The organism is Saccharothrix isguenensis (assembly GCF_052936305.1).
Genome location: NZ_CP193626.1, coordinates 6,937,087 through 6,962,188 on the forward strand (window position 1 = coordinate 6,937,087; position 25,102 = coordinate 6,962,188).

A 25,102-nucleotide genomic window follows, 5' to 3' on the forward strand; every position below is an offset into this window, starting at 1 on the left:
CAGGCGAGCGTTGGCCGAGCTGTCCCGGTCAAACGGGGTCAAACCGGTGCGCGAGCAAGCCGCGCAGCTGGACTCGACACTCACCCACGTGGCCACACCCGAGTCGCCCGCACCGCCAACGTCGTCGTCCGCTCTCGGATCGCCTCGTCGTCCCAATCGTCGGCATGCTCATCGAGCAGGTGCTTGTTGAGCATGAGGACGCTGTGCTGGCCGATCGCTTTGCGCTTGCCCTCGATGGCAGTGCCGTCGCCCAGTGTGGTGGGTGACCATGGGTAGTTCGAGATGACCGGGTTGAGCTTGCTGGTCACCAACGTGAGGTTGCCGAGGCGCTGCACCAGGTGGTCGCGTTCGGCGGCGTCGACACCCCGGTCGGCCACGAGGGGCCAGTGGCGCTGCCAGGACTGTGGCATGACGTGTTCGATGGTCAGGTCGCCGCGGCGGCAATGCGCCTCTTCGGTCTTGGGCGACCGGTAGCTGTCCTCGAGGGCTTCCAGCAGCATGCGCGCCCGGCGGCGTGGCACCAGGGTCGTGTAGAGCCGCATGGTATCCAGGCTCTTGGCCACCTCGTCGTCGGTGGGCCACCGACGGGAATCGCCGTGCTGGTTCAGCAGGAACTCCACTGCCACCTCGCCCACCTGCTCGCGGGGAACGGCCTTGAGCTGGCGGAGGAGCTCGACCGTCAGCGAGTTGGTGTCGCTGAGCGTCATCCGGGACAGCAGGCGCCGGATGACCCAGCTCTCGACGGCCCTCAGCGCCTGGTGGCGTGCCGCATCGGGGATCGCGGAACCGGGTCGGACGAGCCACAGGAACAGCGGCATGGTGGCCGCGATGTCGGCTACCTGGATAACCCGGTAGTGGAACGTGCCCTCGACCGAGAACGGCGGCAGGTCGGCTAGCCTGCGGTAACAAGCGCTGTCCTCCCGCAGCTCCGTCAGCATGGGTCGCACGTCCGTCAGGCCTCTGATGACCTGGTCGCGAAAGCTGATGAAGATCTTGTCCGAGGGAACCGCGTGCGCCAGGCGCATCGTGAGCCAGTAGTTGAGGAAGACATCGATGCGCGGCCGGTTCAGACGGCCCTGCCGCAGTTCCTGTCGCCAGTAGTCCTCGTCGAAACCAGCCCAGTACTGCTGGTTGAGCGCCTCGATGTCCAGTGCGTGCTTCTCCGCGAGCTGGAACACCGCGTTCTTGATCAGATCGGCCGCGAGCAGAGGGCTGCCGCGGTCGTTGAGGGCTTCGAAGATCGCCTGTGCGTTGTCGTTCGGGTCCAGGTCGATGACGACCACCCTCAAGTGCAGTGCCAGTGCCTCGGTCAGCGCTCGCAGCCGCTCGGAGGGTTCTGTGTCATCCGGCGCCTCCAGCGTCCACGCCTCGATGCGCTCACGCAGGAACCTGATGCCGTGGCTGACCCGGTGCTCACCGTCGTCGTTGTCCTCGTCGTCCATCGCCGTTTGGAAGGCCGCGCGGTCGGCCAGGATCGGCCAGACCTTGAGCACCTCGTCCTCGGTGTCCACGATGTGCGCGGGATTGCGCACCAACGTCTCCAACAGCGCCGCGTCCCGCGGCCGGCCGTGCCGCCTGGTCACCTGGCGCGCGGCGTTGAGCAGGAGCTGCAAGGTGATCAGGCGCTGCTGGCCGTCGATGACTTGCCGGATCGCGATGTAACCGGACGGGTGCAGCTGCTGCTCCAGCACGACCGCTCCGAGGAAGTGCGGCGGCACGGAGTCATCCTGCGGCCCACGGTCGAGCACTTCTTCCGCGACCGCGCGAACGTCGTCCCAGAGCGGTGTCCACTGCTTCTCCACCGACCACACGTAGGGACGCTGGAACACCGGGATGATGTATCGAACCTGCGGCTCGAACAGCTTCTGCGGCGTCAGCGTGTTCGCCTGCATGCGGAGGTCCTCCAACCGCCGGGGGCGGGTCGACGGCAGGCCGCACGACGAAAGACCGTCTGCGGCTACAAGTGGAATAACGCACACGGTTGCCGTGACGTTACCGACGTACACGAAACACTCGTCGTTACCTGGTGCAGTCGACCGCTGCCCGCGCCCTGGACCGCTTCGACCGGCATGGCCATCCGCGCACGACTCCCGGCAGGTGGCCGGAGCCTCACCACTGAAACTCTTCGGGCCGTACGTGCGATAGAGGGCAGGACACGCGGCCTTTCCGGAGCCATGGCGACGTCGGCGTCATGGCCGGGCGGAAGTCGTAGCCCTCCGATCCGGCAGCCGTACGACAACTACAGCGACAACAGGGAACACTTCGTGACAAGCAGCAGCGCCTCCAGCAACGGGGCCCGTTTCCTCGCCGCCTTCAACGCCATCGAGAACCACTTCCGCGCCGGCGTCAGCCCGGCGGGCAACCCCGGCTTCGCGAGGCTCCTCAACGACTACGGGAAGAAGGTGCGACTGACGTCCAGGCAGAAGGACGAGCTGGAAGCCTTCGCCGACCTGCGCAACGCCATCAGCCACAAGAGGTACTTCGCTGGCAGGCCCATCGCCGAACCCGTGGACGAGGTCGTCCGGGACATCGAACGCCTGCGGGACCTGGTGATCTCACCCCCGACCGCACTGCAAGCGCTCAAGCGCGACCAGGTGCACCGGCTCGACGCTCGATCGCAGATCGCCGATGCCCTCGCTCTGGTCAAAGAGCACGACATCTCGCAACTCCCGGTCTACGACGACGGGGGTTTCCAGGGTCTTCTCACCACCAACGCCATCGCGCGCTGGCTGGCGGCGCAGTTCGCCGACCACGCCGGCCTCGCCGAGGCCGCCCCGGTCAGCGAGGTGTTGGAGTTCGCCGAACCGCACGAGACCGCCGAACTGCGCCCCCGCGACACGACCGTTCTGCAGGTGCTGGACCTGCTCGCACCGTCCTCGCCCGGCACGCGACCGGTCACGGCGGTGATCATCTCCCACTCGGGCAAGCGCACGGAACAGCCGCTGGGAATCGTCGTGGCCCAGGATCTCCCGCGGCTCTACGCGAGCATCCGATAACGATCCGCGCGCCACACGCCAACCGACCGCCTGCCCCCTGGTCAGGCGGTCGTGTCGCGGTTCTTGAGCAGGGCTCGCAGCTTCTGGAGCGCGCGGTGCTGGGCGACGCGGACCGCGCCGGGCGTCAGCGAGAGCAGTTCGCCGGTCTCGGCGGCGGAGAGACCGACCACCACCCGATACACCAGGACTTCGCGCTGAGTCTCACTCAGCACCCCCAGCAACCCGTGCACGTTCTCCAGTAACTCGGTCCGCAGCGCCGCCTGCTCGGGACCGCTGCGGTGGTCGGCGGAATCGGGGACGTCGGCCACGGGAGTCGTGCGGTCACGCACCTTCTTGCGGAAGAAGTCCGCGACCTTGCGGGAAGCGATGCCGAAGGCGAACGCGCCGAACCCGTGCCCTTCGTCCCGGTAGGACGGCAGTGCGGTCAGCACGCCGATCAAGGTCTCCTGGGCCACGTCGTCGGCGGTGGCGTACGTGCCCGCGCCGCGAATCCGCGCACGGCAGTAGCGGATGAGACGGGGGCGGAGGACGGCGAGCAGGTCACTGGTCGCCTGCCGGTCACCGCCGGCGGCAGAGCGGGCGAGGACGTCGAGGTCGACGTCGGACCCGGTGCGGCAAGTCATCAGCAGACCTCCAGTGAGCGAACGCCCGTGCGGTGTTGACGCCCAATAGGAACATCTGTACATGTACACAGTCAACAAGATTTGTACGACGAGCTATGCTCACATGCATTCCCCCATGGAGGTGGTCATGCCGGAACACGCCCTGGTGACAGCTGCCGAAATCGCCCGATTGGCGAACGTCGGCCGTGCCGCGGTCGGCAACTGGCGGAAGCGGCACCCGGACTTCCCGGAGCCGGTGCCCGGTTCCGGGGGCTCCCCAGCGTTCCGCCTGCACGAGGTCGAGAGCTGGCTCCGAAAACAGGGCAAGCTGACCGACAGCCGACCAGCCGACGCCGTGTGGCTCGCGCTGGACGCCGGCCGCAACGAGACCGACGCGCTCGAACTCGTCGCCGACGTGGCGACCCATCTGCGCGACCCTGGCGCCGCCGAGCTGCCCGAGGAGGTCAGCGGCCTCATCGGCGACCTCCCCGAGCCGGAGGCGGGCGAGCTCATCGAGTCGCTCACCAGGCGGGTCTTCGACCGGCAGCAGCGCCAGCACCTGGCCACCCCGGTCGAACTGGCGCGGCTGATGGTCGAACTCACCGGCCCGATCACGGGCACCGTCTTCGACCCGGCATGCGGCCCCGGGAACCTCCTCCAAGCGGCGGAGCAGGCGGGCGCCCGCCGACTGGTCGGTCAGGAGATCAACGCAACGCTGGCCAGGCTGGCCCGCGCCCGGCTGGCGGCACTGGTGCCCGTGGACATCGCGACCGGTGACGCACTGCGCGCCGACGCCTTCACCGACCTGCGCGCCGACGCCGTGGTGTGCGACCCCCCGTCCGGCTACCGGGACTGGGGGCACGACGAACTGGGCATCGACCCCCGCTGGGAGTACGGCTTCCCGGTGAAGGGCGAACCTGAGCTGGCCTGGGCGCAGCACTGCCTCGCCCACGCGAAGCCGGGCGGGTCGGTGGTGCTCGCGCTCCCTGCCGGCGTCGCTTCCCGCCGGTCGGGCCGCGCGGTCCGGCAGGCGATGCTGCGCCGGGGCGCGGTGCGAGCGGTGATCGCCCTGCCCGCCGGGGTGCGGATGTCCACCGGCGTCCCGATCCACCTGTGGGTGCTGCGCGCACCGGACGCCGAGGGCGTCGACCCGGTCCTCCTGGTCGACATGGGCCACCACCAGCCGTCGCGACGCGGACAGGCGGACTGGTCCGCGCTGGCGGACGAGGTGCTCGACGTCTGGCGCGAGTTCCGCGACACCGGGACGGCCGACGAGGTCGCCGGCCGGCAGCGGGTCTTCGAGCCGATCCACCTGCTCGACGAGGACGTCGACCTCACCCCGTCCCGGCACCTGCCATCGCCGGAACCGGCGCTCGATCCCCGCGCGCTCGAACGCACCAGGCTGGACCTGACGCACCTGCTGGACGAGCTGGGCGGACTGCTGCCGGAGTTCTCCGGCGCCCCGCCGAGCACGCGGGCGACGAAGACGATCAACGAACTCGCGCGGGCGGGCGCGCTCGTGGTGCGCCAGCAGGCCGGGCCGCTGCCCACCGACGAGGCGGGCTCGGGTCCGCCGGTGCTGACCGTGCGCGACGTCGTGACCGGGAGCGAACCGGAAGCGCGCTTCGACGGCACCGAGGACGACGACCCGATCCGCCTGCTGCCCGGCGACCTGGTGGTGCCGCTGGTGGTCGCCGGCCACCAGCGGCACCCGACCCGGGTGATCGACCGCGAGGGCCTGGTCCTCGGCCCTCAGCTGCACGTCATCCGAGTGGACCCGAACAGGCTGGACGTGGACTTCCTGGCGGCCCAGATCCGCGTCAACAGCGGCACCCGTGCGAGCAGTACGACGACGTCGGGCGCGCGCCGGATCGACGTGCGCCGCGTCGAGGTCCCGGTGCTGGACCTCGAACGGCAGCAACGGCTCGGCGCGGCGTTCCGGCGGCTCGAAGCGTTCGAGTCGAAGCTGGGTTCCGCTGCATCGCTAGGGACGGAGCTTGCCCACCAGTTGACCGAGGGACTCGCTCGCGGGGTCGTGGAGCCACCCGAGTAGAAACGTCCTCTGCTTCCCCTACGACATGCTCTGCGTCGTGCCGAACCCTTGAGGGAGATTTTGTGAGCAGTACGCACACGAAGCTTGCGGGCTTCATCTGGTCGGTGGCCGACCTGTTGCGCGGCGACTACAAGCAGTCCGAGTACGGCAAGGTGATCCTGCCGTTCACGGTGCTGCGCCGGCTGGACTGCGTGCTCGCGCCGACCAAGGACGCGGTGCTGGAGCGCAAGGCCAAGCTGGCCGAGCAGGGCGTGCAGAACCTGGACATGCTCAAGCGCGCCACCGGCGGACTGAGCTTCTACAACACGTCGAAGCTGGACTTCCAGGCCGCCGTGCGCGACCAGGACAACGTCGCGAACAACCTGAAGGCCTACGTCGGCGCGTTCTCGGAGAACGCCCGCGAGATCTTCGAGGCCTACGAGTTCACCGCCCAGCTGGGCCGCCTCGACGGGGCCGGCCTGACCTACCAGGTGGCGTCGAAGTTCGCCGAGATCGACCTCAGCCCGGAAGCGGTGGACAACCACCAGATGGGCTACGCGTTCGAGGAGCTGATCCGGCGGTTCTCGGAAATCTCGAACGAGACGGCCGGTGAGCACTTCACGCCGCGCGAGGTCATCAAGCTCATGGTGAACCTCCTGCTCGCCCCGGACGAGCAGGACCTGCTGACGCCCGGCGTGGTGAAGACCGTGCTGGACCCGGCGTGCGGGACCGGCGGGATGCTCACCGCCGCCGAGGACTTCATCCTCGACCACAACCCGCAGGCCAAGGTCGTGCCGCACGGCCAGGAGCTCAACGCCGAGTCCTACGCCATCTGCAAGTCCGACATGATGATCAAGGGCGAGAACGCGTCCAACATCAAGCTCGGCAACTCGTTCAGCCAGGACAAGCACTACGGCAAGACGTTCGACTACCTGCTCGCCAACCCGCCGTTCGGCGTGGAGTGGAAGAAGGTCAAGGACGACGTCGAGACCGAAGCGAAGATCGGCTTCGCCGGCCGGTTCGGCGCGGGGCTGCCGCGCATCAACGACGGCTCGCTGATGTTCCTCCAGCACATGATCCACCACATGAAGAAGCCGGAACAGGGCGGCTCGCGCCTCGCTATCGTCTTCAACGGCTCACCGCTGTTCACCGGCGCCGCCGAGTCGGGCGAGTCGAAGATCCGGCAGTGGATTTTGGAGAACGACTGGCTGGAGGCCGTCGTCGCCCTGCCGGACCAGCTCTTCTACAACACCGGCATCTCCACCTACTTCTGGATCCTCACCAACCGCAAGGACGAGGCACACCGGGGCAAGGTGATCCTGCTCGACGCGCGCGAGCACTGGTCGAAGATGCGCAAGTCGCTGGGCGACAAGCGCAAGTACATCCCGGACGCCGACATCGCCAAGCTCACCGAGCTGTATGGCGAGGCGCTGACGGCCGCCGAGGACGCGAACCACCCGATGCACGAAAAGGTGAAGGTCTTCGCCACGAGGGACTTCGGCTACCACCGGATCACCGTGGAACGACCGCTGAAGCTCCGCTTCGAGGTCACCGAGGAAGCACTCGCCGAGCTGGAAGTGGCGAAGCCGCTGGCCAAGTACGAGGGCCGCGAGAAGCTGATCGAGGCCCTGCGCGGCCTGGTCGACCGCCCGGCCGCGATGCGGAAGGTCGACTTCGCGAAGACGATGAAGGAAACGCTGGCCCCGCTGGGCAAGCTGCCCGCGCCCGTGGACAAGGCCATCTGGGCGGCGGTGTCGATCAGCGACCCCGAGGGCGAGTTGCAGACCGACAGCAAGGGCAAGCCACTGCCCGACCCGGACCTGCGCGACAACGAGAACGTGCCGTTGGACGAGGACATCGACGAGTACATGGCCCGCGAAGTCCTGCCGCACGTGCCGGACGCCTGGGTCGATCACACCAAGACCAAGGTGGGCTACGAGATCCCGTTCACGCGGCACTTCTACAAGTACGTGCCGCCGAGGCCGCTTGAGGAGATCGACGCCGAATTGAAGGAACTGGAAGCGCAGATCCAGCGCCTGCTGAGCGAGGTGACGAAGTGACGTGGCCACAGGTTCGACTGAAGTACCTCGCCCGTCTAGTGGCAGGAGGAACTCCCGAAGTAAACAATCCTGCATATTGGACGGATTCACCTGACGATGGACATGCCTGGGTATCGATTTCTGACATGTCCAACCGTTCAGAGGTGGCGACAACAAGCAGGCGCATAACCAAAGCGGGCCTACAGTCCGCACGCCTGCACGTTGCTCCGCCCGGAACTTTGCTGTTTAGCATGTACGCCAGCCTGGGACATACAGCCGTCCTACAAAAGTCCGCATGTTGGAACCAAGCAATTCTCGGGGTAATCCCAACACGTAAAGATGTAGACCAAAGATTCCTCAAGTATTCACTCATGTCCCTTCGAGAAAAACTAACCGCCCAAGCCCGGAGCAACACTCAGGACAACCTGAACGCCGAGCAAGTAAGAAACCTTACGGTACCTTATCCAAACTCAAGCGAGCAGCATCGCATCGCCAACTTCCTAGACGTCGAAATTTCGCAGATAGACCGACTCATCACCCTAAAAGAATCTCAGTTCAGGGTCATTCAGGAAAAGCATGACGCTTCCATTGCAAAAATCTTTACGGTTTCCGGATGCGTTAGACCAATTCGATTGAAGCGATTGCTGCGCGCCCGCCCGAGGTACGGAGTCCTTGTTCCTACATTCGTCAGCAGAGGAGTTCCTTTTATTCGCGTCAACGACCTTCTAAACCTCGAAGGTCGCACGGAAAACCTCGTACACATACCCGAGAAGCTCTCTGCGCAGTACAGAACAACAATTGTTCGAGAAGGCGATCTCCTTGTCAGCGTCGTAGGGACGCTGGGTCGCGCCGCAGTAGCATCAAAATACGTCGTCGGAGCGAATGTAAATCGAGCAATTGCGATACTGCGACCTAATCCGGGAGTGTCGACCGGCCTTCTACACGCGTGGGTATCCAGCACAATTTTTACCAGACAGGCACTAGACGCGACCGCATCGGATAGCGCACAAAGAACATTGGGAATGGAAGACTTGTCGAACTTCGTCGTCGCCTGGCCAGCCGATCCGCGAACGCAATACGAAATGGAGCAGGCCGCGGCACGTATCGAGGCGAGTTCGCGCATGCTGAAAGAAATAGTATCGGCTCAATCGAACCTCCTCGCCCAACGACGTCAAGAACTGATCACCGCTGCTGTCACGGGCCAGCTCGATGTGACGACGGCGCGGTCCGGGGTGCACTGATTCGCAGCGGTGGCCGCGTCCGCTGCGGACGCGGCCTCCACCCGATCAGCCGTCGAACCGACCAGCGCGGATCTCGTCCATGAACGCCGCGACCCGGGCCTGCCCGAACCGCAGCACAGGCCCGGTCGGATTCTTCGAGTCACGGACGCCGCGCTGGTCTCCGCTGCACGCCAACTCGACGCACGCGCCGCCCGAACTGTTCGACCGCGAGGACCTACGCCACATGGCACCTTCCATCATCATGCCGCTCCTCGGTTGCCGTCATAGATCCGCAACCACCGTACTCAGCAGCGAAAGCGACTCCGAAGGCGGCAGCGTGAGGGGAAGCAGTTCGGACATGGTCGTCTCGTAGCGAGCGATGCGGTCCGATTCGTCCACGAACACGCCATCGGTCAGCGTCTCGACGTAGACCACATTCGGCCGCCGACCACCCTCGGGAGTGAGCACCAGGAACAACGGTGCGCCAATACAGGGATGCGCGCCGAGCGAAGTCGGGGCGACGCGCAGCTCGACCACGCCCTGGCCGGCGAGGTCCGCCAAGTGTTCAAGTTGCTCGCGCATCACCTCGACGCCTCCAACGCGGGCGCGCAACACGTGTTCTTCCACAACGAGGCGGACAGTGGGCGGGTCTTCGCCTGTGAGCCGTTCCTGTCGAGCCATCCGGGCTTGCACCAAGCGCTCGACGTCGGCCGGGCTCAGCGATGAGTTCACGCCGATGATCGCGCGGGCGTAGCGCTCCGTCTGCACCAGGCCGTGCAACAACATCGGCTGGTACACGCGGATGATCGAGGCCGTCTCCTCGGTGGCGAAGAACTTCTTGACCCGTTCCGGCACGGCGCTGCCCCACGAGGTGCGCGGTCTGCGCTGTCGTGCCAGCCGCGCCAAGTGCTCGATGTCGCCGCGCTCATCACCGGCGACCCCGTACGCGTCGAGCAGGGTGTACAGCTCGGCGAGCCGCACGGACACCTGCCCCTTCTCGATGGTGTAGATCTTCCGGTCCGAGCAACCGAGCGCCCTGGCCGCGTCGTCGCGATCCAGTCCGGCCGCCTCACGCAGTCGCCGCAGCTCCTCGCCCAACTCGGTCTTGTAGAGGGTCGCGTTCCGCTGCTCCGCCATCACTCCTGCTCTCCCTGTGTGCGGCTCAAAGTCTGCATCACCGCGACCCCGAAGACGATCTACCCGATCGTGTACAGGCAAGTCGCTAGATAATCATGCATGCAGGGTTTACGTTCGAGAGGTCGATCCCGCTCCGCCGCACAGACCGCCGCCGCGTCGCACGGCTCCCGAAGCGTGGCGTGGCGGCCGGGGTGCCGCCCACGCCTTGCCCCCGCCCCGACCGTGGGCGGCACCCCTCCAGCACTCACCACCAACCACCGCCGAACCCACCAGGAACCGCCGTGATCAGCACCGATGACCTCGACCTCTCCCTCGGCCTGCGACGCTGGCCTGCGCTGCGCTCCCTGCTGCGGATGCGCGACTCCGACTGGCGTTGGCTCCGGCCGCCGCTGGACGACGACGGCAACCCCCTCGAACTGCACGGCCTGCGCCCCTGGCTCGGTCTGCCCGTCGTGGACGCCATCCGCATCCGCATGGACACCGACGTCCTCGGCGTCCGGGTCACCTCCGACGGCGACCTGCTCTGGCAGCGCGACGGCGACCTCACCAGCGTCGTGGACGGACTGCTCGAACTGCCACCACCGTGGGACTCGCGCGCACCGCGCCTGGTCATCGGCCACGCGCCCGACCGCACCACCCGCCTCTGATCACCGACCGCTCCTGACCGCCCTGCCCGGTCGGGGACTCGACGCTCCCCCACCGCGCCGCCGGCCGTGAAGTTCCCCGTAACGAAACCGCTCCACCACGCGACGTGACGTTGCGCGTGCCGAAGTCCGACCCGGCCGCCCACTCCGACCACCGCCGCCGCGACTGGCCGACTCGACGTGACGACGGCACGCTTCGGGGTGCGCCGAGTCATGCGCGGAGGAGGCAGCGAGTGAGCACGGGACCTGCGCCGTACGGCGACCCTTCGACCGGCGGCGACGCGGTGGCGATCGGCTGGGCCAAGGCGAAGGTCGGCGCGGCGGCCAGGGCAGCGCTGGACGACGCGCGCAGGTTCGCCGAGCGGGCCGCCGCGCTGCTGCTCGCGCCCGACGCGCTGCGGGAGAGCGCGCGTCACCAGATCGGCGTCCTGATCGAACAGCGGGCCCGTGCGGCTCTCGGCGCCCGCCCCGTCGCCGATCTTCGCGGCCTCGCGGGCAAAGGCGCCCGGTTGGGCGCCCTCGCCGATGCCGGGTACCGGACCGTCGCGCAGGTGCTCGGCGTGAGCCCGCACCAGCTGCAAGCGGTGCCGGGCATCGGGCCGCAGACGGCCCAGCAGGTCTCGGCCGCCGCGCACCGGCTGGCCCACGAGGTCCGGCGGGAGACGCGGGTCCGCTTCGACCCCGACCTGCGGCACCCCGCCGAGACGCAGCTCCTCGCCACCCTCGCCGCCGCCCGTCACGCCGACAGCGCACGCGCGACCCTGCAAGCACCGTTGCAGCAGTTCACCGCACACGCCGCGCACCTGGTGCGGGAAGCGGAGCCGACCACCAGCCGCACGGCCATGTTCTTCCGGTTCGGGTCGCGAAAGCAGACGGCGCTCCTCGCACTGGCCCGGCTCGACGCGCTGCTGTCGGACCCGCGCACGGTCGCGCTTCACCGCTCCGTGGAGCAGCAGGAACGGGCCGCCGACCCGGCCGCCTACCCGCCCGACCACCTGTGGCAGGAGTACGCCCGGGACGCCGCCGGGTTCAACGCGCTGCTGTCCACGCTCGGCGGCCAGGGCGACGACGACGGCGAAGCGGCTCAAGGCTTCCTGCCGGAAGAACTCCGCCAGGAGATCACCGCCGTCCCGCTGGACACGAGCCTGCTCAAGGCGACCCTGCGCGGCTACCAGGTGTTCGGCGCGCAGTACGCGATCCACCAGAAGCACTCGATCCTCGGCGACGAGATGGGGCTCGGCAAGACCGTGCAGGCCCTCGCGACCATGACCCACATGGCCGTGATGGGGCAGAACCGCTTCCTCGTGGTCTGCCCCGCGAGCGTGCAGATCAACTGGATCAACGAGATCGCGAAGCACACCACGCTGACCGGCCACAGCCTGCACGGCTCCGGGCGGTCCGCCGCCGTGCAGCGCTGGCTGCGGACCGGCGGCGTCGCGGTCACCACGTTCACCACGCTGGGCCGCCTCGACGGCATCGCCGACGCGGGCATCGCGATGCTCGTGGTCGACGAGGCGCACTACGTCAAGAACCCCGAGGCGCAACGCGCCAAGAACGTCGCCGCCATCATCGCCCGGTCGCAGCGGGCGCTGTTCCTCACCGGCACGCCGATGGAGAACCGGGTCGAGGAGTTCCGCAACCTCGTCCACCACCTGCAACCACGGGTCGCGCGCGGTCTCGACCCCGCCGACGCCCTCGCCGGGGCCAGGCGGTTCCGCCGCGCGGTCGCGCCGGTCTACCTGCGGCGCAACCAGGAGGACGTGCTCACCGAGCTGCCCGACAAGATCGAGGTCGAGGACTGGGTGCAGCTCACGACGGCCGACACCGCCGCCTACACGGCCGCGGTGCGCGCGAAGCACATGATGGGGATGCGCCAGGCCGCGTTCCACGCGCCCGACTCCGCCAAGCTCGAACGGCTCGCCGAGATCGTGGACGAAGCACTCGAAGACGGCCTCAAGGTCGTCGTGTTCTCGTACTTCCTCGCCGTGCTCCAGACCATCCACACCAAGCTCGGCGACTCGGTGGTGGGCGTGCTGACCGGGTCCGTGCCGCCCGTCGCCCGGCAGCAGCTCGTCGACACCTTCACCCGGCGGGAAGGCCACGCCGTGCTGCTCAGCCAGATCGAGGCAGGCGGCGTCGGGTTGAACGTGCAGGCGGCCTCCGTGGTGATCATCGCCGAGCCGCAGTGGAAGCCCAGCACCGAGGAGCAGGCCATCGCCCGCGCCCACCGGATGGGCCAGGTCCGCAAGGTGCAGGTGCACCGGCTGCTGGCCAAGGGCAGCGTCGACGAGCGCCTGCGCGAGGTCCAGGAGCGCAAGAGCCTGCTGTTCGCCGAGTTCGCGCGCAAGAGCGATGCCAAGGAAGCCGATCCCCGGGCGGTCGACGCCGGCGAGCACCGGCCGGCGTTCCTGGACGACGACGCCATCCCGCTGGAACAGCGCATCATCCGCGCCGAGCAGCACCGCCTCGGCATCGAGTCCTGATCAGGGAAGGGGACCAGTGGTCCTGGCACGTGAGACGACTCTTCAGGAATTGTTAGAGGGGTCGAAGCAGTACCAGATCCCGCTGTACCAGCGGACCTACTCCTGGGAGACGGCCCAGCTCAAGCAGCTGTGGGAAGACATCACGCAGTTGGCCGAGGATCGCGCGCACGACCGCGAGCTGACCCACTTCATCGGCTCGGTGGTGCTCACGCCCAGCCCGGGCAACGGGCCGACCGGTGTGCAGGAGTTCCTGGTGATCGACGGTCAGCAGCGGCTCACCACCCTGTCCATCCTGCTGTGCGCCCTCCGCGACCACCGGGCGGCGACGGAGGGCAAGGAGCACCGCGAGCGCGTCGACGAGCAGTACCTGATCAACAAGTGGCGTCCCGGGCAGCAGCGGTTGAAGCTCGTGCCGACGCAGGCCGACCGCGCCGCCTACCTCGCCTGCCTCGACTTCACCCCGCAGGCGGGCGGGACCGACCGCATCGGTGCCGCCTACCGGTTCTTCTCCGCTCGACTCGTGAGCGCGGACGATCCCGACGACCCGCACGACGTCGAGCGGATCGAGGACGCGGTGATCTCGGGCCTCGCCCTGGTCTCGGTCACCGCGCAGCAGGGTGACAACCCGCACCGCATCTTCGAGTCGCTCAACAACACCGGTCTGCGTCTCACCCAGGCCGACCTGTTGCGCAACTACCTGTTCATGCGGCTGCCCACCCGCGGTGAAGCCGTCTACGAGTCGCTGTGGCTGCCACTTCAGAACACCCTGGACCGCGGCCAACTAGAGCTGCTGTTCTGGCTCGACCTGGTGCAGCGCGACCCGCGCGCCAAGCAGGCCGACACCTACACCGGCCAGCAACGGCGCCTGGATCGGATGCGCTCGGAAGAGGAGGTCGAGCGGGAGGTCGCTCGGTTCGGCAGGCTCGGACAGCTCCTGCGGACGATCCTCGACCCGTCGCGTGAGCCGGACCCGGCGGTGCGGCATCGCTTGACGCGGCTCGGCGAGTGGGGAACCACGACCGTCTACCCGGTGCTGCTGCACCTGCTGGACCGGCGAGTCGGCGGCACGGCGGACTCCGCACAGATCGCGACCGCGATGCGGTACCTCGAAAGCTACTTCGTCCGCCGCCTCCTCATCGGCCGCCCCACGGCCGGCATCAACAGGACGCTGCTGACGATGGTGACCGAGATGGACTCCGAGGCTCCGGTCGACCATGCCGTCCGCCGTTATCTGGCGACCGGCCGCAAGCACTACGCGAGTGATCGTGAGATCCGCGCCGCAGTTCGGTCCATGCCCTACTACCTCAACGGGCGTCCGAATCACCGGACGTTGGTGCTGCGGTGGTTGGAGGAGACCTACGGCAGCAAGGAGCCGGTGGACCTGTCGTCGCTGACGATCGAGCACGTGCTGCCCCAGACTCCGACCCCGGAGTGGCGGCAGGTGCTGGCGGAGGACTTGGAGGCCCGAGAGGAGCTCGGGCAGGTGCACGAGGCCCTGGTGCACACGCTGGGAAACCTGACCCTCACCGGTTACAACGCCACCCTCGGCAACAGCCCGTTCGAGGTGAAGCGCCCCAAGCTCGCCGGTAGCGGCGTGCTCATGAGCCAGGAGATCGCCAAGCAGGAGCGCTGGGGACGGTCGCAGATCCTGGAACGCGCCGACGCGCTTGCCGAACGGGTGATCGGCGAGTGGCCTGCGCCGGCCACGCATGGCGGCGATTCATCGGGAGTGCCATGGGGCGTGATGAACAGAGCCCTTGCCGAACTGCCCGCCGGATCCTGGACCACCTACGGTGACCTCGCCGCGCTGATCGGCAGTCATCCCGTGTCCATCGGTCAGCGCCTCGCCACCACGCCCGCTCCCAACGCGCACCGGGTGTTGCAGTCCGACGGCAAGGTGTCGCCGAACTTCGCCTGGCTCGACCCGGCGCAGACCGACGACCCGCGAGACCTGTTGGAGGCAGAGGGGGTGACGATCGACCATCACGGGCGGGCGGCCCGCACCCAGCGCGTCACCACGGAAGGCCTCGCCGTGCTCATCGGCGCGGACGTCCCGGACCTGGTCCCGGAACTCGGCCCGGGTCAGGATCCGGCAGCACGCGACCGGTTCCTCGATCAGCTCGCGGAGCAGCATGGCCACGACATCGCCAAGGCGGTGATCACGGTGCTCGACGCCTGGACCCACTGCGGCGGACACCTGGCCTACGGCGCCGAGCAGGAGACTTCGTGTTTCCTCATGTCCCGTGGGAAGTCCCATCCCGACGGGAACATCTGGCCCGCTACCGTCTACCCGAGCGGCAAGTTCGAGATCGTGTTCCAGCACCTCCGCAGGCGGCCACCGTTCGACGGCCTCGCGCGGCGCGAGGAACTGCGGCAACGGCTCAACGGGGTCGACGGTGTGGACCTGCCCGCGGCGAAGATCGACCAACGACCGGGTTTCGACCTGGGTGTGCTGCTCAGCCCGGCTGCGCGCGAGCAGGTCATCGCGGTGCTCGGCTGGTTCCACTCGGTCGCGGGCAACGGCCCGTCCGCTGGTGACGACGTCTCGTGACGCGGGCTCGGCCCTGCTCTCCGAGCCGCGGACGCCGCGCACTCGCACCGGATGCAGCAGTCCAACAGCAAGATCATTTTCGGCCACCGCGCAGGTTGCCGAACCGGCCGAGAGGGAACCCCCCTGTGACCGAAGTACTGCCCGACTCCGCCGATGCCGACGACGACGTCGACCGCGAAGCCGTCGATCAGGAGCGGGCCGAGCTGCGGGAGTTCGTCGCGGGGCTGAGCTCGGACGACATCAAGTCGGGCGGCTGGTTCACGAAACTCTGCGCCCAGGCATTACGGTCGTACAGCCGGAAAGCCACCTGGGAGTACTTCCAGGAGGAGTACAAGGGCGTGCCCGCCGACGGTATCGTCGAGCGGCAGATCAAGCTCGCGGCGAAGTACGCCATGATCGAAGGCGGGATCAGCGCCGGCATCTACGCCGGGACGATCACCGCGACCATCGGGACGTTGGGTGGTGCCAGCGCCGCCACCGTTCCGGTCGGTGTCGCCACCTTCATGGTCGACCTGACGTTCATCACCCAGTTGCAGATGCGCCTGGCCTACGACATCGCGGTGATCTACCGGATTCCCCTGGACGTGGATGACCCCGAAGACATGATGAAGCTCGTCCAGGTCGCGTTCGGCATCAAGGCCGGCGAAGTCGCCCGAGGCAGCCTCAAGTTCGTGCCCGGCCTGGTCCGGCAGGTCCTCAAGAAGTACTACTCCGGCGCGGTCCTCGCCGCCGCGAAAAGCCTTCCGGTCATCGGGAAGCACCTCCTGCAGCGCAATGTCATCAAGTTCGCCATCCCTGGGGTCGGGATTCCCCTCACCGTCCTCATGAACCGCTACACGACCGTGGTCGCGGGACGCCACGCCCGATCCGTGTTCCGGGACGAGGCAGAGGTGATCGAACTCGCCGACACGCTGATCCGACGCACGCGGCACCCGCAGCTGATGCTGTGGGTCGCGTGGCTCGTCATCAACTCGGACGGCACGATCGCCGACGCCGAGAGTCTGCTGTTCCAGCGGCTGACGCGGCTCGCTCGGGAACGGCACCAGGTCGACGACGAGCAACTCGCCAACGTCGTCACCCTCGAACCGGACGAGGTGTGGCGCCGCATCGACGCCGAGCCCGGGGATCTCGGTGACGTGGTCGACGCCGCCGAACGGGTCGGCGCCGTCGACGGGGATCTCAACGCGCACGAGAAGGCGGTGATCGCCGAGCTGCGGGATCGCTGCCTGCGCCAGACTCCGGGCTAGCTCCAGGCGTGCACGGATTCCGCGAAGCGAGCACAAACCCCTGCAACGCAAGGAATGGCGTGATAGCACGGCCTCGCAGCGGTTGCCCGCGACGCGCATCCCACGGTTGCCGAACAGATTCGCTCTTCCGTGCTGATCGATCACGGTGCGCGTCGTTGTTGACCAGTTTTCGCACCCAGTGGAGTGATGATCTGCGAATGCATGTTCGAATACCATCGGGGGTATGGATGTTTCGCCCGCGCTGCTGAGCGAGGATGGTGTTTTCACCGCCGTCGCGGAGGTCGAGGCGTCCGCACGTGCGCTGCACCGCCGGCGGTTGGAGTTGTTGGCCGAGGTGTTGCGCTGCGGCTATGACCTCGACGTGTACCGGCGGCTGGTGCGGGCGAATCCGGTGGAGGTAAAGCAGTGGATCGGGCAGGTGGGGTTGTTCCTGCCGTCGATCACGCCGACCGGGCAGCCGTTGCCGCCCTTGTGCCGGGTGGCGGGCGCGGCATTGGTGGAAGGCGTGTTGTCGGAGGGTCATCTGCGGGAGTTGGCGCGGGCGGTCACGACGCTGAAGCTGCCGGACTGGTCTGAGAAGGTCCTGGTCGAGGCCGCCAGGTCGGTGGAGCCGAAAGCGGTGCGGCAGTTGGCCGACCGGATCCGGGACCGGATCGAGCAGGACTCCGTCGATGAAGTGGACGAGGTCGCGGCTGAGCCGGCGGATGTGTTGTACACGCGCGATCTGCCGGGTGGGCGGGTGGAGTTCTGGGGTGAGTTGTCGGCGGAGACCGGCGCGCGGTTCACCGCGATGGTGGAGCCGTTGTCGACGCCGCGTCCGGACGGGCCGAAGGACCGGGCGCACCGGTTCGGTGAGGCGTTCGCCGATCTGGTCGCGTTGGCGTCACGGTCGGGGGATCTGCCGTCCGAGGCCGGGGAACGGCCGCACATCAGCGTGACGGTGGACTTCGAGACGTTGCGGCGGGGTGTCGGGCACGCGGTGCTCGACGGCGACCACTACCTGACTGCGGCGCAGGCGCGGCGCATCGCGTGCGACGCCAAAGTCCTACCGGTGGTGATGGGTGGCAATTCCGAGGTGCTCGACCTGGGGAGGGCCAAGCGGACGGTCAGTGTGGCGCAGCGCCGAGCGCTGCACGCGCGGGATCGCGGCTGCGCCTTCCCCGGCTGCTCTCGTCCGCCGAAGTGGACCGACGCGCACCACGTGCGACATTGGGCGGACAGGGGTGCTACCGATCTGGACAACCTCGTGCTCCTGTGCCGCGCGCACCACAGCCTCGTGCACCACTCACAGTGGCGGATCGTCATGACGGGTGGGGTGCCGGCGTTCATCCCGCCGCGTCACGTCGATCCCGCACAAATGCCCCGTCAGAACCTCCTCCACCGGCCACCCGTACCCATCGCGGCCTGACATCACCGCCAATCCCCGCCGTCCGTAACGCCGCCGCGGCGAATGACGACGTTCCGCAACGTGCGGGTCGCGGCCCGCCGCGCCAGGGTGGCGGTGGATGATCGACGGGTCGGCAGTGGTGCCCCGCAGTGGAAGGACAGTCCGATGGCCGTGCACACGGAGCAGGCGTTCGAGGACGCCATCGAGGCGTCCCTGATCGCGGCCGGGTGGCAGCGCGGGCGGCGCGACGACTACGACCGGGAACTCAGCCTGGACACCGAGCAGTTGGCCGCTTTCGTCAACGCGACGCAGGCGGACGTGTGGAACCAGCTGCGGGTGCACTACGGCGACAGCGTCGGCGAGGCGAGGCGGCAGTTCGCCCGCCACGTCGCCAGGGAGATCGATAAGCGCGGCGCGGTCGACGTGCTGCGGCACGGCGTGCGCGACCGGGGGCACCTGATCCGGCTCGCCTACTTCCGCCCCGCGCACACGCTCGCCGACGACGCCCTGGTGCGCTACGAGCAGAACCGGCTGTCGGTCACCCGCCAACTCGCCTACTCGGAGCGGGACCGCGGCAAGGAACTCGACTTGGCGCTGTTCGTCAACGGCGTCCCGGTCGCCACCGCAGAGCTGAAGAACCCCCTCACCGGGCAGAACGTCGAACACGCGAAGGAGCAGTACCGCCAAGACCGCGATCAGAGGGAACCGCTGTTCGCCAAGCGAACGCTGGTGCACTTCGCGGTCGACCCGGACCTGGTGTTCCTCACCACGCGTCTCGCCGGCGAGAAGACCCGCTTCCTGCCCTTCAACACCGGCTCGGAAGGACCCGGGGAAGACGGCGGGGCGGGTAACCCGCAGGCGGAGCCGGGCCGCTACCGGACCTCCTACCTCTGGGAAGAGGTCTGGCAACCGGAAGCGTGGCTCGACATCATCCGCCGCTTCGTGCACCTGGAGGAGGGCGGGCCGCAGCGCGGTGGCCGCAAGCCCGGCCCGCACTCGCGGAACCTGATCTTCCCTCGCTACCACCAGTGGCACGCGGTGCGCAGCCTGGTCGCGCACGCCGCCGGCCACGGCTCCGGGCACAACTACCTGGTGCAGCACTCGGCCGGGTCGGGCAAGTCCAACACCATCGCCTGGCTCGCACACCGGCTCTCTAACCTGCACGGAGCGGACAACGAGCAGGTGTTCGACAAGGTCGTCGTGATCACCGACCGGTCCGTGCTGGACCGGCAGTTGCAGGACACCATCTACCAGTTCGAGCACCGCGCGGGCGTGGTCGCCAAGATCAGCGACAAGGCGGAGGGCTCCAAGTCCGAGCAGGTGGGCAACGCGCTGGCGGGCGAGACGACGAAGATCCTCATCGTCACCCTCCAGACCTTCCCGTTCGTGCTCGAGAAGGCCGACGGCCTGCGCGGGAAGCGGTTCGCGATCATCGTCGACGAGGCGCACTCGTCCCAGTCCGGAGAATCCGCCGCCGCGCTCAAGCGGGTGCTGACCAAGCTCGGCAGCGACGACATCGACGAGGACAACGACCCGCTCACGGCGTCGGCGCTCGCACGGGGGCGGCACGAGAGCCTGTCCTACTTCGCGTTCACCGCCACGCCGAAGCAGAAGACGCTGGAGCTGTTCGGGGTGCGGAAGGGCGAGCACTGGTGGCCGTTCCACGTCTACTCGATGCGCCAGGCCATCGAGGAGGGTTTCATCCTCGACGTGCTGCGCAACTACGTCACCTACAAGACGTACTGGCGGCTCACCGGCGGCGACGACGGCCGTGAGGTGGACGAGCGCAAGGCCAGTGCCGCCCTGGCGCGGTTCGCGGTGCTCAGCCCGGCCAGCCTCCGGCAGCGAGCCGAGATCATCGTCGAGCACTTCGTCAAGCACACCCGTGGCCGGCTGGGCGGTCGGGCCAAGGCCATGGTGGTGACCCGGTCCCGCGAGCACGCGGTGAAGCTGTACCGCAACATCAAGGACTACGTCGACATGCGCGGCTATCCCGACTGCGGCGTGCTCGTCGCGTTCTCCGGCGAGGTGAAGGTGGACGGCCTCGACGCCGACACCGTCACCGAGCCCTCGCTGAACGGCTTCAGCGAGGCGGCGTTGCCGAAGGCGTTCGCCTACACCCGCGCCGACGACGAGAACGCGGCGGCCAATCCCAAGCCCGAGTACCGCATCCTCGTCGTGGCCGAGAAGTACCAGACCGGGTTCGACCAGCCGTTGCTGACCACGATGTACGTCGACAAGGCGCTCAAGAGCGTGGCCGCGGTGCAGACCCTGTCGCGGTTGAACCGCACCCACCCCAGGAAGGGGCAGGACGACCTGTTCGTTCTCGACTTCGCCAACGACGCGGAGACCATCCAGAAGGAGTTCCGGCCGTTCTTCGAGGCCACGATCACCTCGCCGACCGACCCCAACCTGATCTACGACGCGGAGCGGGCGGTGATGGACCACCAGTTGCTCGTCGAGTCGGAGATGGAGGCGTTCGCCGCCGAGTACCTGCGTGCGCAGGAGCTGGTGGGCCAGGGGAACAAGTGGGACCACGCGCACGCCGAGCTGTACCGGCTCACCGACCCGGCGCGCGACCGGTTCGCCCAGCTGCTCGACGACGAGCCGGAACAGGCGGAGGTGTTCCGCTCGGACCTGCGCGACTACGTGCGCAAGTACGGGTTCCTCGCGCAGGTGGTCGGCTACCCCGACCGCACGCTCGAACGGCTCTACGTCTACGGGAAGATGCTCCTGCCGAGGCTGGCGCGTCGTAAGGACCCGGGCATCGACCTCGGCCAGGTCGACCTCACCCACCTGCGGATCGGCAAGACCGGCGAGCACGACCTGGCCCTCGACCCCGAGGGCCGGCAGGTGCTCCGCGGCTTCGATGGTGACGGCGCCGGTGGTCAGCACGAGCGTCCCGTCGCGTCGCTGGCCGAGCTGATCGCCGAGCTCAACGAGCGGTTCGGCAGCAACCTCGGGGAGCACGACATCGTGCGCGGCTCGGCGGAAGCCGCGATGGCCGAGCCGCAGGTGAGGGCCGCCGCGTTCGCCAACGATGAGGAGAACTTCGGGCACGTCTTCGACGAGGTGTTCGAGGACAAGCTGTACGAGCGGATCGAGAACGACACCAAAGCGGTGCAGATGTTCGCCGACGACCCGCAGTTCAACTCGGAGCTGAAGAGCATCGCCCGCCGCTACGCCTACGAGTCGCTCCGTCGGGACGTGGTCTGATCCATGGCGGTGCGACGGACCCTGGCGGAGCGGTACGAGCTCACCTCGCCGATCGGCCGCGGCGGGATGGGCGAGGTCTGGTCGGGCTACGACAAGCGGCTGGACAGGCCGGTCGCCGTCAAGCTGCTGCGCCCGGACGTGCTGCCGCGCGGATCGGACCACAGCACCCTCGCGAAGCGGTTCCTGCGCGAGGCCCGGCTCACCGCCCGCGTGGAACACCCCGGCGTGCCCGCGGTGTTCGACGCGGGCGCGGAGGGGCATGAGCTGTACCTGGTGATGCAGCTCGTCCCCGGGATCGACCTGGGCGACTTCCTCACCCAGCACCAGCCGGTCCCGGTGGACTGGGCGGTCGCCGTGGCCGCGCAGGTCGCGTCGGTGCTGGCCGCCGCGCACGCGGTGTCCCTGGTCCACCGCGACCTCAAACCCGGCAACGTGATGATCAAACCGGACGGCTCGGTCACCGTGCTGGATTTCGGCGTCGCGACGCTGCTCGACACCGACCTGACCCGCCTGACGACGACCGGCGAAGCCGTCGGCAGCCCCGCCTACATGTCACCCGAGCAGGTCCTCGGCGGCGTCCCCAGCCCGCGCAGCGACCTGTACGCCCTCGGCTGCATCCTGCACGAACTCCTCGCGGGCACGCGGCCCTTCACCGCCGAGGGCTCCTACCCGGCCATGCGGCAGCACGTGGAAGACCCGCCGCCACGGCTGCGGGCTCAGCGGACCGACACGCCGGCCGCGGTCGAGGAGCTGGTTCTGGGGCTGCTGGCCAAGACGCCTGAGAATCGTCCAGCCGATGCGCAGGAGGTGTACGAGCGGCTGCTGCCCTTCCTGCCCGCGCCGCGGTCCGGTGTCCGGTCCGACGAACCGTCGAGACCTTCCGATCCCACCCGCCCGTACCGGCACCCGTTCGCCCCGCGCGGTCGCGGCACCTCACGCCGATCGGTGCCCGCACCCCCTCGGACACCGGACTTCACCGGCGCACGCGACGAGGCGGCCGAACTGGCCATCGCCGGCCGGTTCACCCAGGCAGCGGAGCTGCTGGAGAGCCTCCTCGGACACACCGGCACCGTCGATCCTCCACGCGCTCAGCGCCGAGGCGCCCGCCTCCAGCTCGCGAACACCCTGCTGCTCGGCGGCGACTACGCCGGCGCTCTCGCGCAGTACCAACTTCTCGTCGCCGAGATCGGACCCGAGCGGACTGCCGACGACTCCGACGTCCTGCACTGGCGACTCCAGATCGCGGTCTGCCACGCCGCCCTCGGTCATGCTCCCGAGGCCTTGGCGCACCTGGAACCGGTCTTGGAGATCCAGCGAGGACAGCTCGGCGCCACCCACCACGAGGTTGTCGAGCTACGCCGGGAAGCCGCCAAGTTGCAGGCATCGGCAGGGGATGTGCGGGGCGCGGCCGCACGGATCCGCTCACTCGTGGCCGACCTCGGCCCTTCGCATCCGCGACGCGGGGAACTCCGGGCCATGCTGAGCCGGTTCACCGGATGACGTACCGGTGGTGCGGCGGATCGCACCCGATCCTCGGGATACTGCGCGGAGGTGCCTGCCAGGCGTGCCCGCCAGGAGCTGTGCAGGGCCGACTGGACGAGCCAACTGTGGTCTGGTGGCCGGCCCCGGCGGTAGCACTTTCGGCTGATCCGGGGCGGTCCGGCGGCTCGTACCATGGCCCGATGCGCGAACTGCTCCGCTCCGTGTGGCGGGAGCCGCGGCCGGTCCTCCGGTCGCCCCGGGTGTGGTGGGACTGGGCCCTGGTGGCCGTGTTGGCGCCGCTGGCCGTGGTCGAGGGTGTGAGCCGGGCCGGCGTCCCCGACCGGGTGCTCTCCGTGGCGGTGGCGGTAGGACTGCTGTTCACGTTGTTGTGGCGCCGGTCCCGGCCGTTGACGGCGGTGGCGGTCGCGTTCGGGGTGAGCGCGGTGTGCACGGTGGTGCTGGGGCGCGAGTTCCCCGACCTCGACGTGATGGCCTACATGCTGCTGTTGCCGTTCGCGGTGTTCCGCTGGGGCTCCGGGCGGGAGATGGTGCTCGGGGCGGCGGTCATGCTCGGCAAGGTCGGTCTCTCCACCGCCTTGGGGCACCTGCGCCCGCAGGACACGCTCGCCGTGGTCGTCGTGCTGTTCTTCCCGATGGCGCTGGGCGCGGCCGTCCGGTACCGGGCGAGGGCGCGGGCGCGGGAGTTGGAGCAGGCGAAGCTGGTGGAGCGGGAACGGCTGGCACGCGACCTGCACGACACCGTCGCCCACCACATCACCGCGATGGCCATCCGGGCCCAGGCCGGGATCGCGACCGCGGCCTCCGACCCCTCGGCCGCCGTGGAGGCGCTGCGCGTGATCGATGCCGAGGCGGCGCGGGCGCTGGACGAGATGCGCGGCATCGTCCGGATCCTGCGCGCCGAGCAGCCGGTGGACCTGGCGCCCAACCCCCGCGTCGCCGACCTCGGGCAGCTCGTGTCGCGCACCGGGCCGGCCGTCGAGGTGGAGGTGGACGGGGACCTCGACGACGTGCCGTCGCCGGTCGCCGCCGCCGTCTACCGGCTGGCGCAGGAAGCCGTCACCAACGCCCGGCGGCACGCCCGGCACGCGACCCGCATCGACGTGCGCGTGGTGGCGGACGACATCGAGGTCCGGCTGCGGGTGAGCGACGACGGGGAGCCCGTTCCGCGCCGCCCGTCCGGTGCGCCGGGCTACGGGCTCATCGGCATGAGCGAACGCGCCGGCCTGCTCGGCGGCACCTGCGCGGCGGGACCGAACCCGGACCGCGGCTGGACCGTGACGGCCGTGCTGCCGAGGACGGGTGCGTCCGCGTGAACACCCGGGTGCTCGTCGCCGACGACCAGGAGATCGTCCGCACCGGACTCGCCATGATCCTCGACGCCCAGCCGGGCATCGAGGTCGTGGGTGTGGCGGCGGACGGGCGGGAGGCCGTCGACCTCGCCCGCCGGCTGCGGCCCGACGTGTGCCTCTTCGACATCCGGATGCCCGTGCTCGACGGCATCGAGGCCACCCGCCGCCTCGCCGGGCCGACCGTCGCCGACCCGCTCGCGGTCGTCGTCATCACGACGTTCGACATGGACGAGTACGTCTACGCCGCGTTGCGCGCGGGCGCCCGCGGCTTCCTGCTCAAGAACGCGGGAGCGGACATGCTCACCCGCGCGGTGCAGGCGGCCGCGGCGGGGGACGCGCTGATCGCACCGAGCATCACCGCCCGGCTGCTGACGGCGTTCGCCCAGCACGTGCCCTCGACGCCGCCGGCCCAGCCGATCGACCCGCTGACCGGGCGCGAGGAGCAGATCCTCGTCGCCGTGGCGAGCGGGCGGACCAACAACGAGATCGCCGGCGAGTTCCACATCACGCTCAGCACGGTCAAGTCCCACATCACCAGCCTGATGACCAAGCTGGGCGCCCGGAACCGCGTCGAGATCGCCATGTGGGCCTACGAGACCAACCGGGTGCGGTCCCGCTGACGCCGAAAGTACGACGACGCCGTAGCACCACCGGCCACCCGGACGTCGGCCCAAACTCCGATGATCCGCGCCCCGC

At 68.7% G+C, this 25,102-nt stretch carries 17 protein-coding genes; 13 read left to right on the forward strand and 4 right to left on the reverse strand.

From position 1 onward, the window contains the following. Positions 1–80: 80 nt before the first annotated feature. On the reverse strand, positions 81–1,892 hold the full coding sequence (locus ACRAKI_RS31180) for a DUF262 domain-containing protein (RefSeq protein ID WP_447004063.1): 1,812 nt from the start codon (positions 1,890–1,892) through the stop codon (positions 81–83). Positions 1,893–2,264: 372 nt separating this feature from the next. On the opposite strand from ACRAKI_RS31180, the gene ACRAKI_RS31185 reads away from it, so the two are divergent. Continuing rightward, the gene (locus ACRAKI_RS31185; RefSeq protein ID WP_447004064.1) at positions 2,265–2,996 is read left to right on the forward strand and encodes a CBS domain-containing protein; all 732 of its coding nucleotides are present in this window, start codon (positions 2,265–2,267) and stop codon (positions 2,994–2,996) included. Positions 2,997–3,037: 41 nt separating this feature from the next. On the opposite strand, the gene shbA is transcribed toward ACRAKI_RS31185, so the two are convergent. After that, complete coding sequence (shbA, locus tag ACRAKI_RS31190) at positions 3,038–3,619, reverse strand: RNA polymerase sigma factor ShbA (RefSeq protein WP_447004065.1); 582 nt, start codon at positions 3,617–3,619, stop codon at positions 3,038–3,040. A gap of 127 nt (positions 3,620–3,746) precedes the next feature. On the opposite strand from shbA, the gene ACRAKI_RS31195 reads away from it, so the two are divergent. The 3 genes from ACRAKI_RS31195 (at position 3,747) to ACRAKI_RS31205 (ending at position 8,910) form a co-directional block, all read left to right on the forward strand. After that, positions 3,747–5,651 carry an N-6 DNA methylase gene (locus ACRAKI_RS31195; protein ID WP_447004066.1) on the forward strand — a complete coding sequence of 635 codons (1,905 nt, stop codon included), beginning with the start codon at positions 3,747–3,749 and terminating at the stop codon, positions 5,649–5,651. A gap of 62 nt (positions 5,652–5,713) precedes the next feature. After that, positions 5,714–7,690, forward strand: coding sequence for a type I restriction-modification system subunit M (locus tag ACRAKI_RS31200; protein WP_447004067.1), 1,977 nt, complete (start codon positions 5,714–5,716; stop codon positions 7,688–7,690). A 38-nt stretch (positions 7,691–7,728) separates the two neighbouring features. After that, positions 7,729–8,910, forward strand: coding sequence for a restriction endonuclease subunit S (locus ACRAKI_RS31205; protein ID WP_447008567.1), 1,182 nt, complete (start codon positions 7,729–7,731; stop codon positions 8,908–8,910). Positions 8,911–8,955: 45 nt separating this feature from the next. Here ACRAKI_RS31205 and ACRAKI_RS31210 read toward each other — a convergent pair whose 3' ends face one another. Both ACRAKI_RS31210 and ACRAKI_RS31215 read right to left on the reverse strand, forming a co-directional pair. Beyond that, on the reverse strand, positions 8,956–9,135 hold the full coding sequence (locus ACRAKI_RS31210) for a DUF397 domain-containing protein (RefSeq protein WP_447004068.1): 180 nt from the start codon (positions 9,133–9,135) through the stop codon (positions 8,956–8,958). A gap of 36 nt (positions 9,136–9,171) precedes the next feature. Continuing rightward, complete coding sequence (locus ACRAKI_RS31215; protein ID WP_447004069.1) at positions 9,172–10,026, reverse strand: helix-turn-helix domain-containing protein; 855 nt, start codon at positions 10,024–10,026, stop codon at positions 9,172–9,174. A gap of 281 nt (positions 10,027–10,307) precedes the next feature. Between ACRAKI_RS31215 and ACRAKI_RS31220 the strand changes: the two genes are divergently transcribed. From ACRAKI_RS31220 to ACRAKI_RS31260, 9 genes are all read left to right on the forward strand, one after another. Continuing rightward, positions 10,308–10,673: a hypothetical protein gene (locus ACRAKI_RS31220; RefSeq protein WP_447004070.1), complete on the forward strand. Its 366-nt coding sequence runs from the start codon at positions 10,308–10,310 to the stop codon at positions 10,671–10,673. A 230-nt stretch (positions 10,674–10,903) separates the two neighbouring features. Next, positions 10,904–13,153, forward strand: coding sequence for a DEAD/DEAH box helicase (locus ACRAKI_RS31225; RefSeq protein ID WP_447004071.1), 2,250 nt, complete (start codon positions 10,904–10,906; stop codon positions 13,151–13,153). A gap of 16 nt (positions 13,154–13,169) precedes the next feature. Continuing rightward, complete coding sequence (locus ACRAKI_RS31230; RefSeq protein WP_447004072.1) at positions 13,170–15,704, forward strand: GmrSD restriction endonuclease domain-containing protein; 2,535 nt, start codon at positions 13,170–13,172, stop codon at positions 15,702–15,704. Between the two features lie 125 nt (positions 15,705–15,829). Continuing rightward, a complete protein-coding gene (locus ACRAKI_RS31235) occupies positions 15,830–16,951 on the forward strand; it encodes a hypothetical protein (RefSeq protein ID WP_447004073.1) in 1,122 nt (373 codons plus the stop codon). A gap of 223 nt (positions 16,952–17,174) precedes the next feature. Further along, positions 17,175–18,359 (forward strand): DUF222 domain-containing protein, encoded by a 1,185-nt coding sequence (locus ACRAKI_RS31240; protein ID WP_447004074.1) that lies wholly within the window; start codon positions 17,175–17,177, stop codon positions 18,357–18,359. 144 nt (positions 18,360–18,503) lie between these two features. After that, positions 18,504–21,554 carry a type I restriction endonuclease subunit R gene (locus ACRAKI_RS31245; RefSeq protein ID WP_447004075.1) on the forward strand — a complete coding sequence of 1,017 codons (3,051 nt, stop codon included), beginning with the start codon at positions 18,504–18,506 and terminating at the stop codon, positions 21,552–21,554. Positions 21,555–21,557: 3 nt separating this feature from the next. Then, positions 21,558–23,054: a protein kinase domain-containing protein gene (locus ACRAKI_RS31250; protein ID WP_447004076.1), complete on the forward strand. Its 1,497-nt coding sequence runs from the start codon at positions 21,558–21,560 to the stop codon at positions 23,052–23,054. A gap of 182 nt (positions 23,055–23,236) precedes the next feature. Next, a complete protein-coding gene (locus ACRAKI_RS31255; protein WP_447004077.1) occupies positions 23,237–24,370 on the forward strand; it encodes a sensor histidine kinase in 1,134 nt (377 codons plus the stop codon). Further along, on the forward strand, positions 24,367–25,026 hold the full coding sequence (locus ACRAKI_RS31260; protein ID WP_447004078.1) for a response regulator transcription factor: 660 nt from the start codon (positions 24,367–24,369) through the stop codon (positions 25,024–25,026). Before ACRAKI_RS31255 ends, ACRAKI_RS31260 begins: the two co-directional genes overlap by 4 nt. The last annotated feature ends 76 nt before the right edge of the window (positions 25,027–25,102 follow it).

Bases quoted from the DNA above. Each gene is read 5' to 3' on its own strand.
- ACRAKI_RS31180 (WP_447004063.1), bottom strand. From the start codon at position 1,892: ATGCAGGCGAACACGCTGACGCCGCAGAAGCTGTTCGAGCCGCAGGTT.
- shbA (WP_447004065.1), bottom strand. From the start codon at position 3,619: ATGACTTGCCGCACCGGGTCCGACGTCGACCTCGACGTCCTCGCCCGC.
- ACRAKI_RS31195 (WP_447004066.1), top strand. From the start codon at position 3,747: ATGCCGGAACACGCCCTGGTGACAGCTGCCGAAATCGCCCGATTGGCG.
- ACRAKI_RS31210 (WP_447004068.1), bottom strand. From the start codon at position 9,135: ATGTGGCGTAGGTCCTCGCGGTCGAACAGTTCGGGCGGCGCGTGCGTC.
- ACRAKI_RS31215 (WP_447004069.1), bottom strand. From the start codon at position 10,026: ATGGCGGAGCAGCGGAACGCGACCCTCTACAAGACCGAGTTGGGCGAG.
- ACRAKI_RS31240 (WP_447004074.1), top strand. From the start codon at position 17,175: ATGGATGTTTCGCCCGCGCTGCTGAGCGAGGATGGTGTTTTCACCGCC.
- ACRAKI_RS31245 (WP_447004075.1), top strand. From the start codon at position 18,504: ATGGCCGTGCACACGGAGCAGGCGTTCGAGGACGCCATCGAGGCGTCC.
- ACRAKI_RS31250 (WP_447004076.1), top strand. From the start codon at position 21,558: ATGGCGGTGCGACGGACCCTGGCGGAGCGGTACGAGCTCACCTCGCCG.
- ACRAKI_RS31255 (WP_447004077.1), top strand. From the start codon at position 23,237: ATGCGCGAACTGCTCCGCTCCGTGTGGCGGGAGCCGCGGCCGGTCCTC.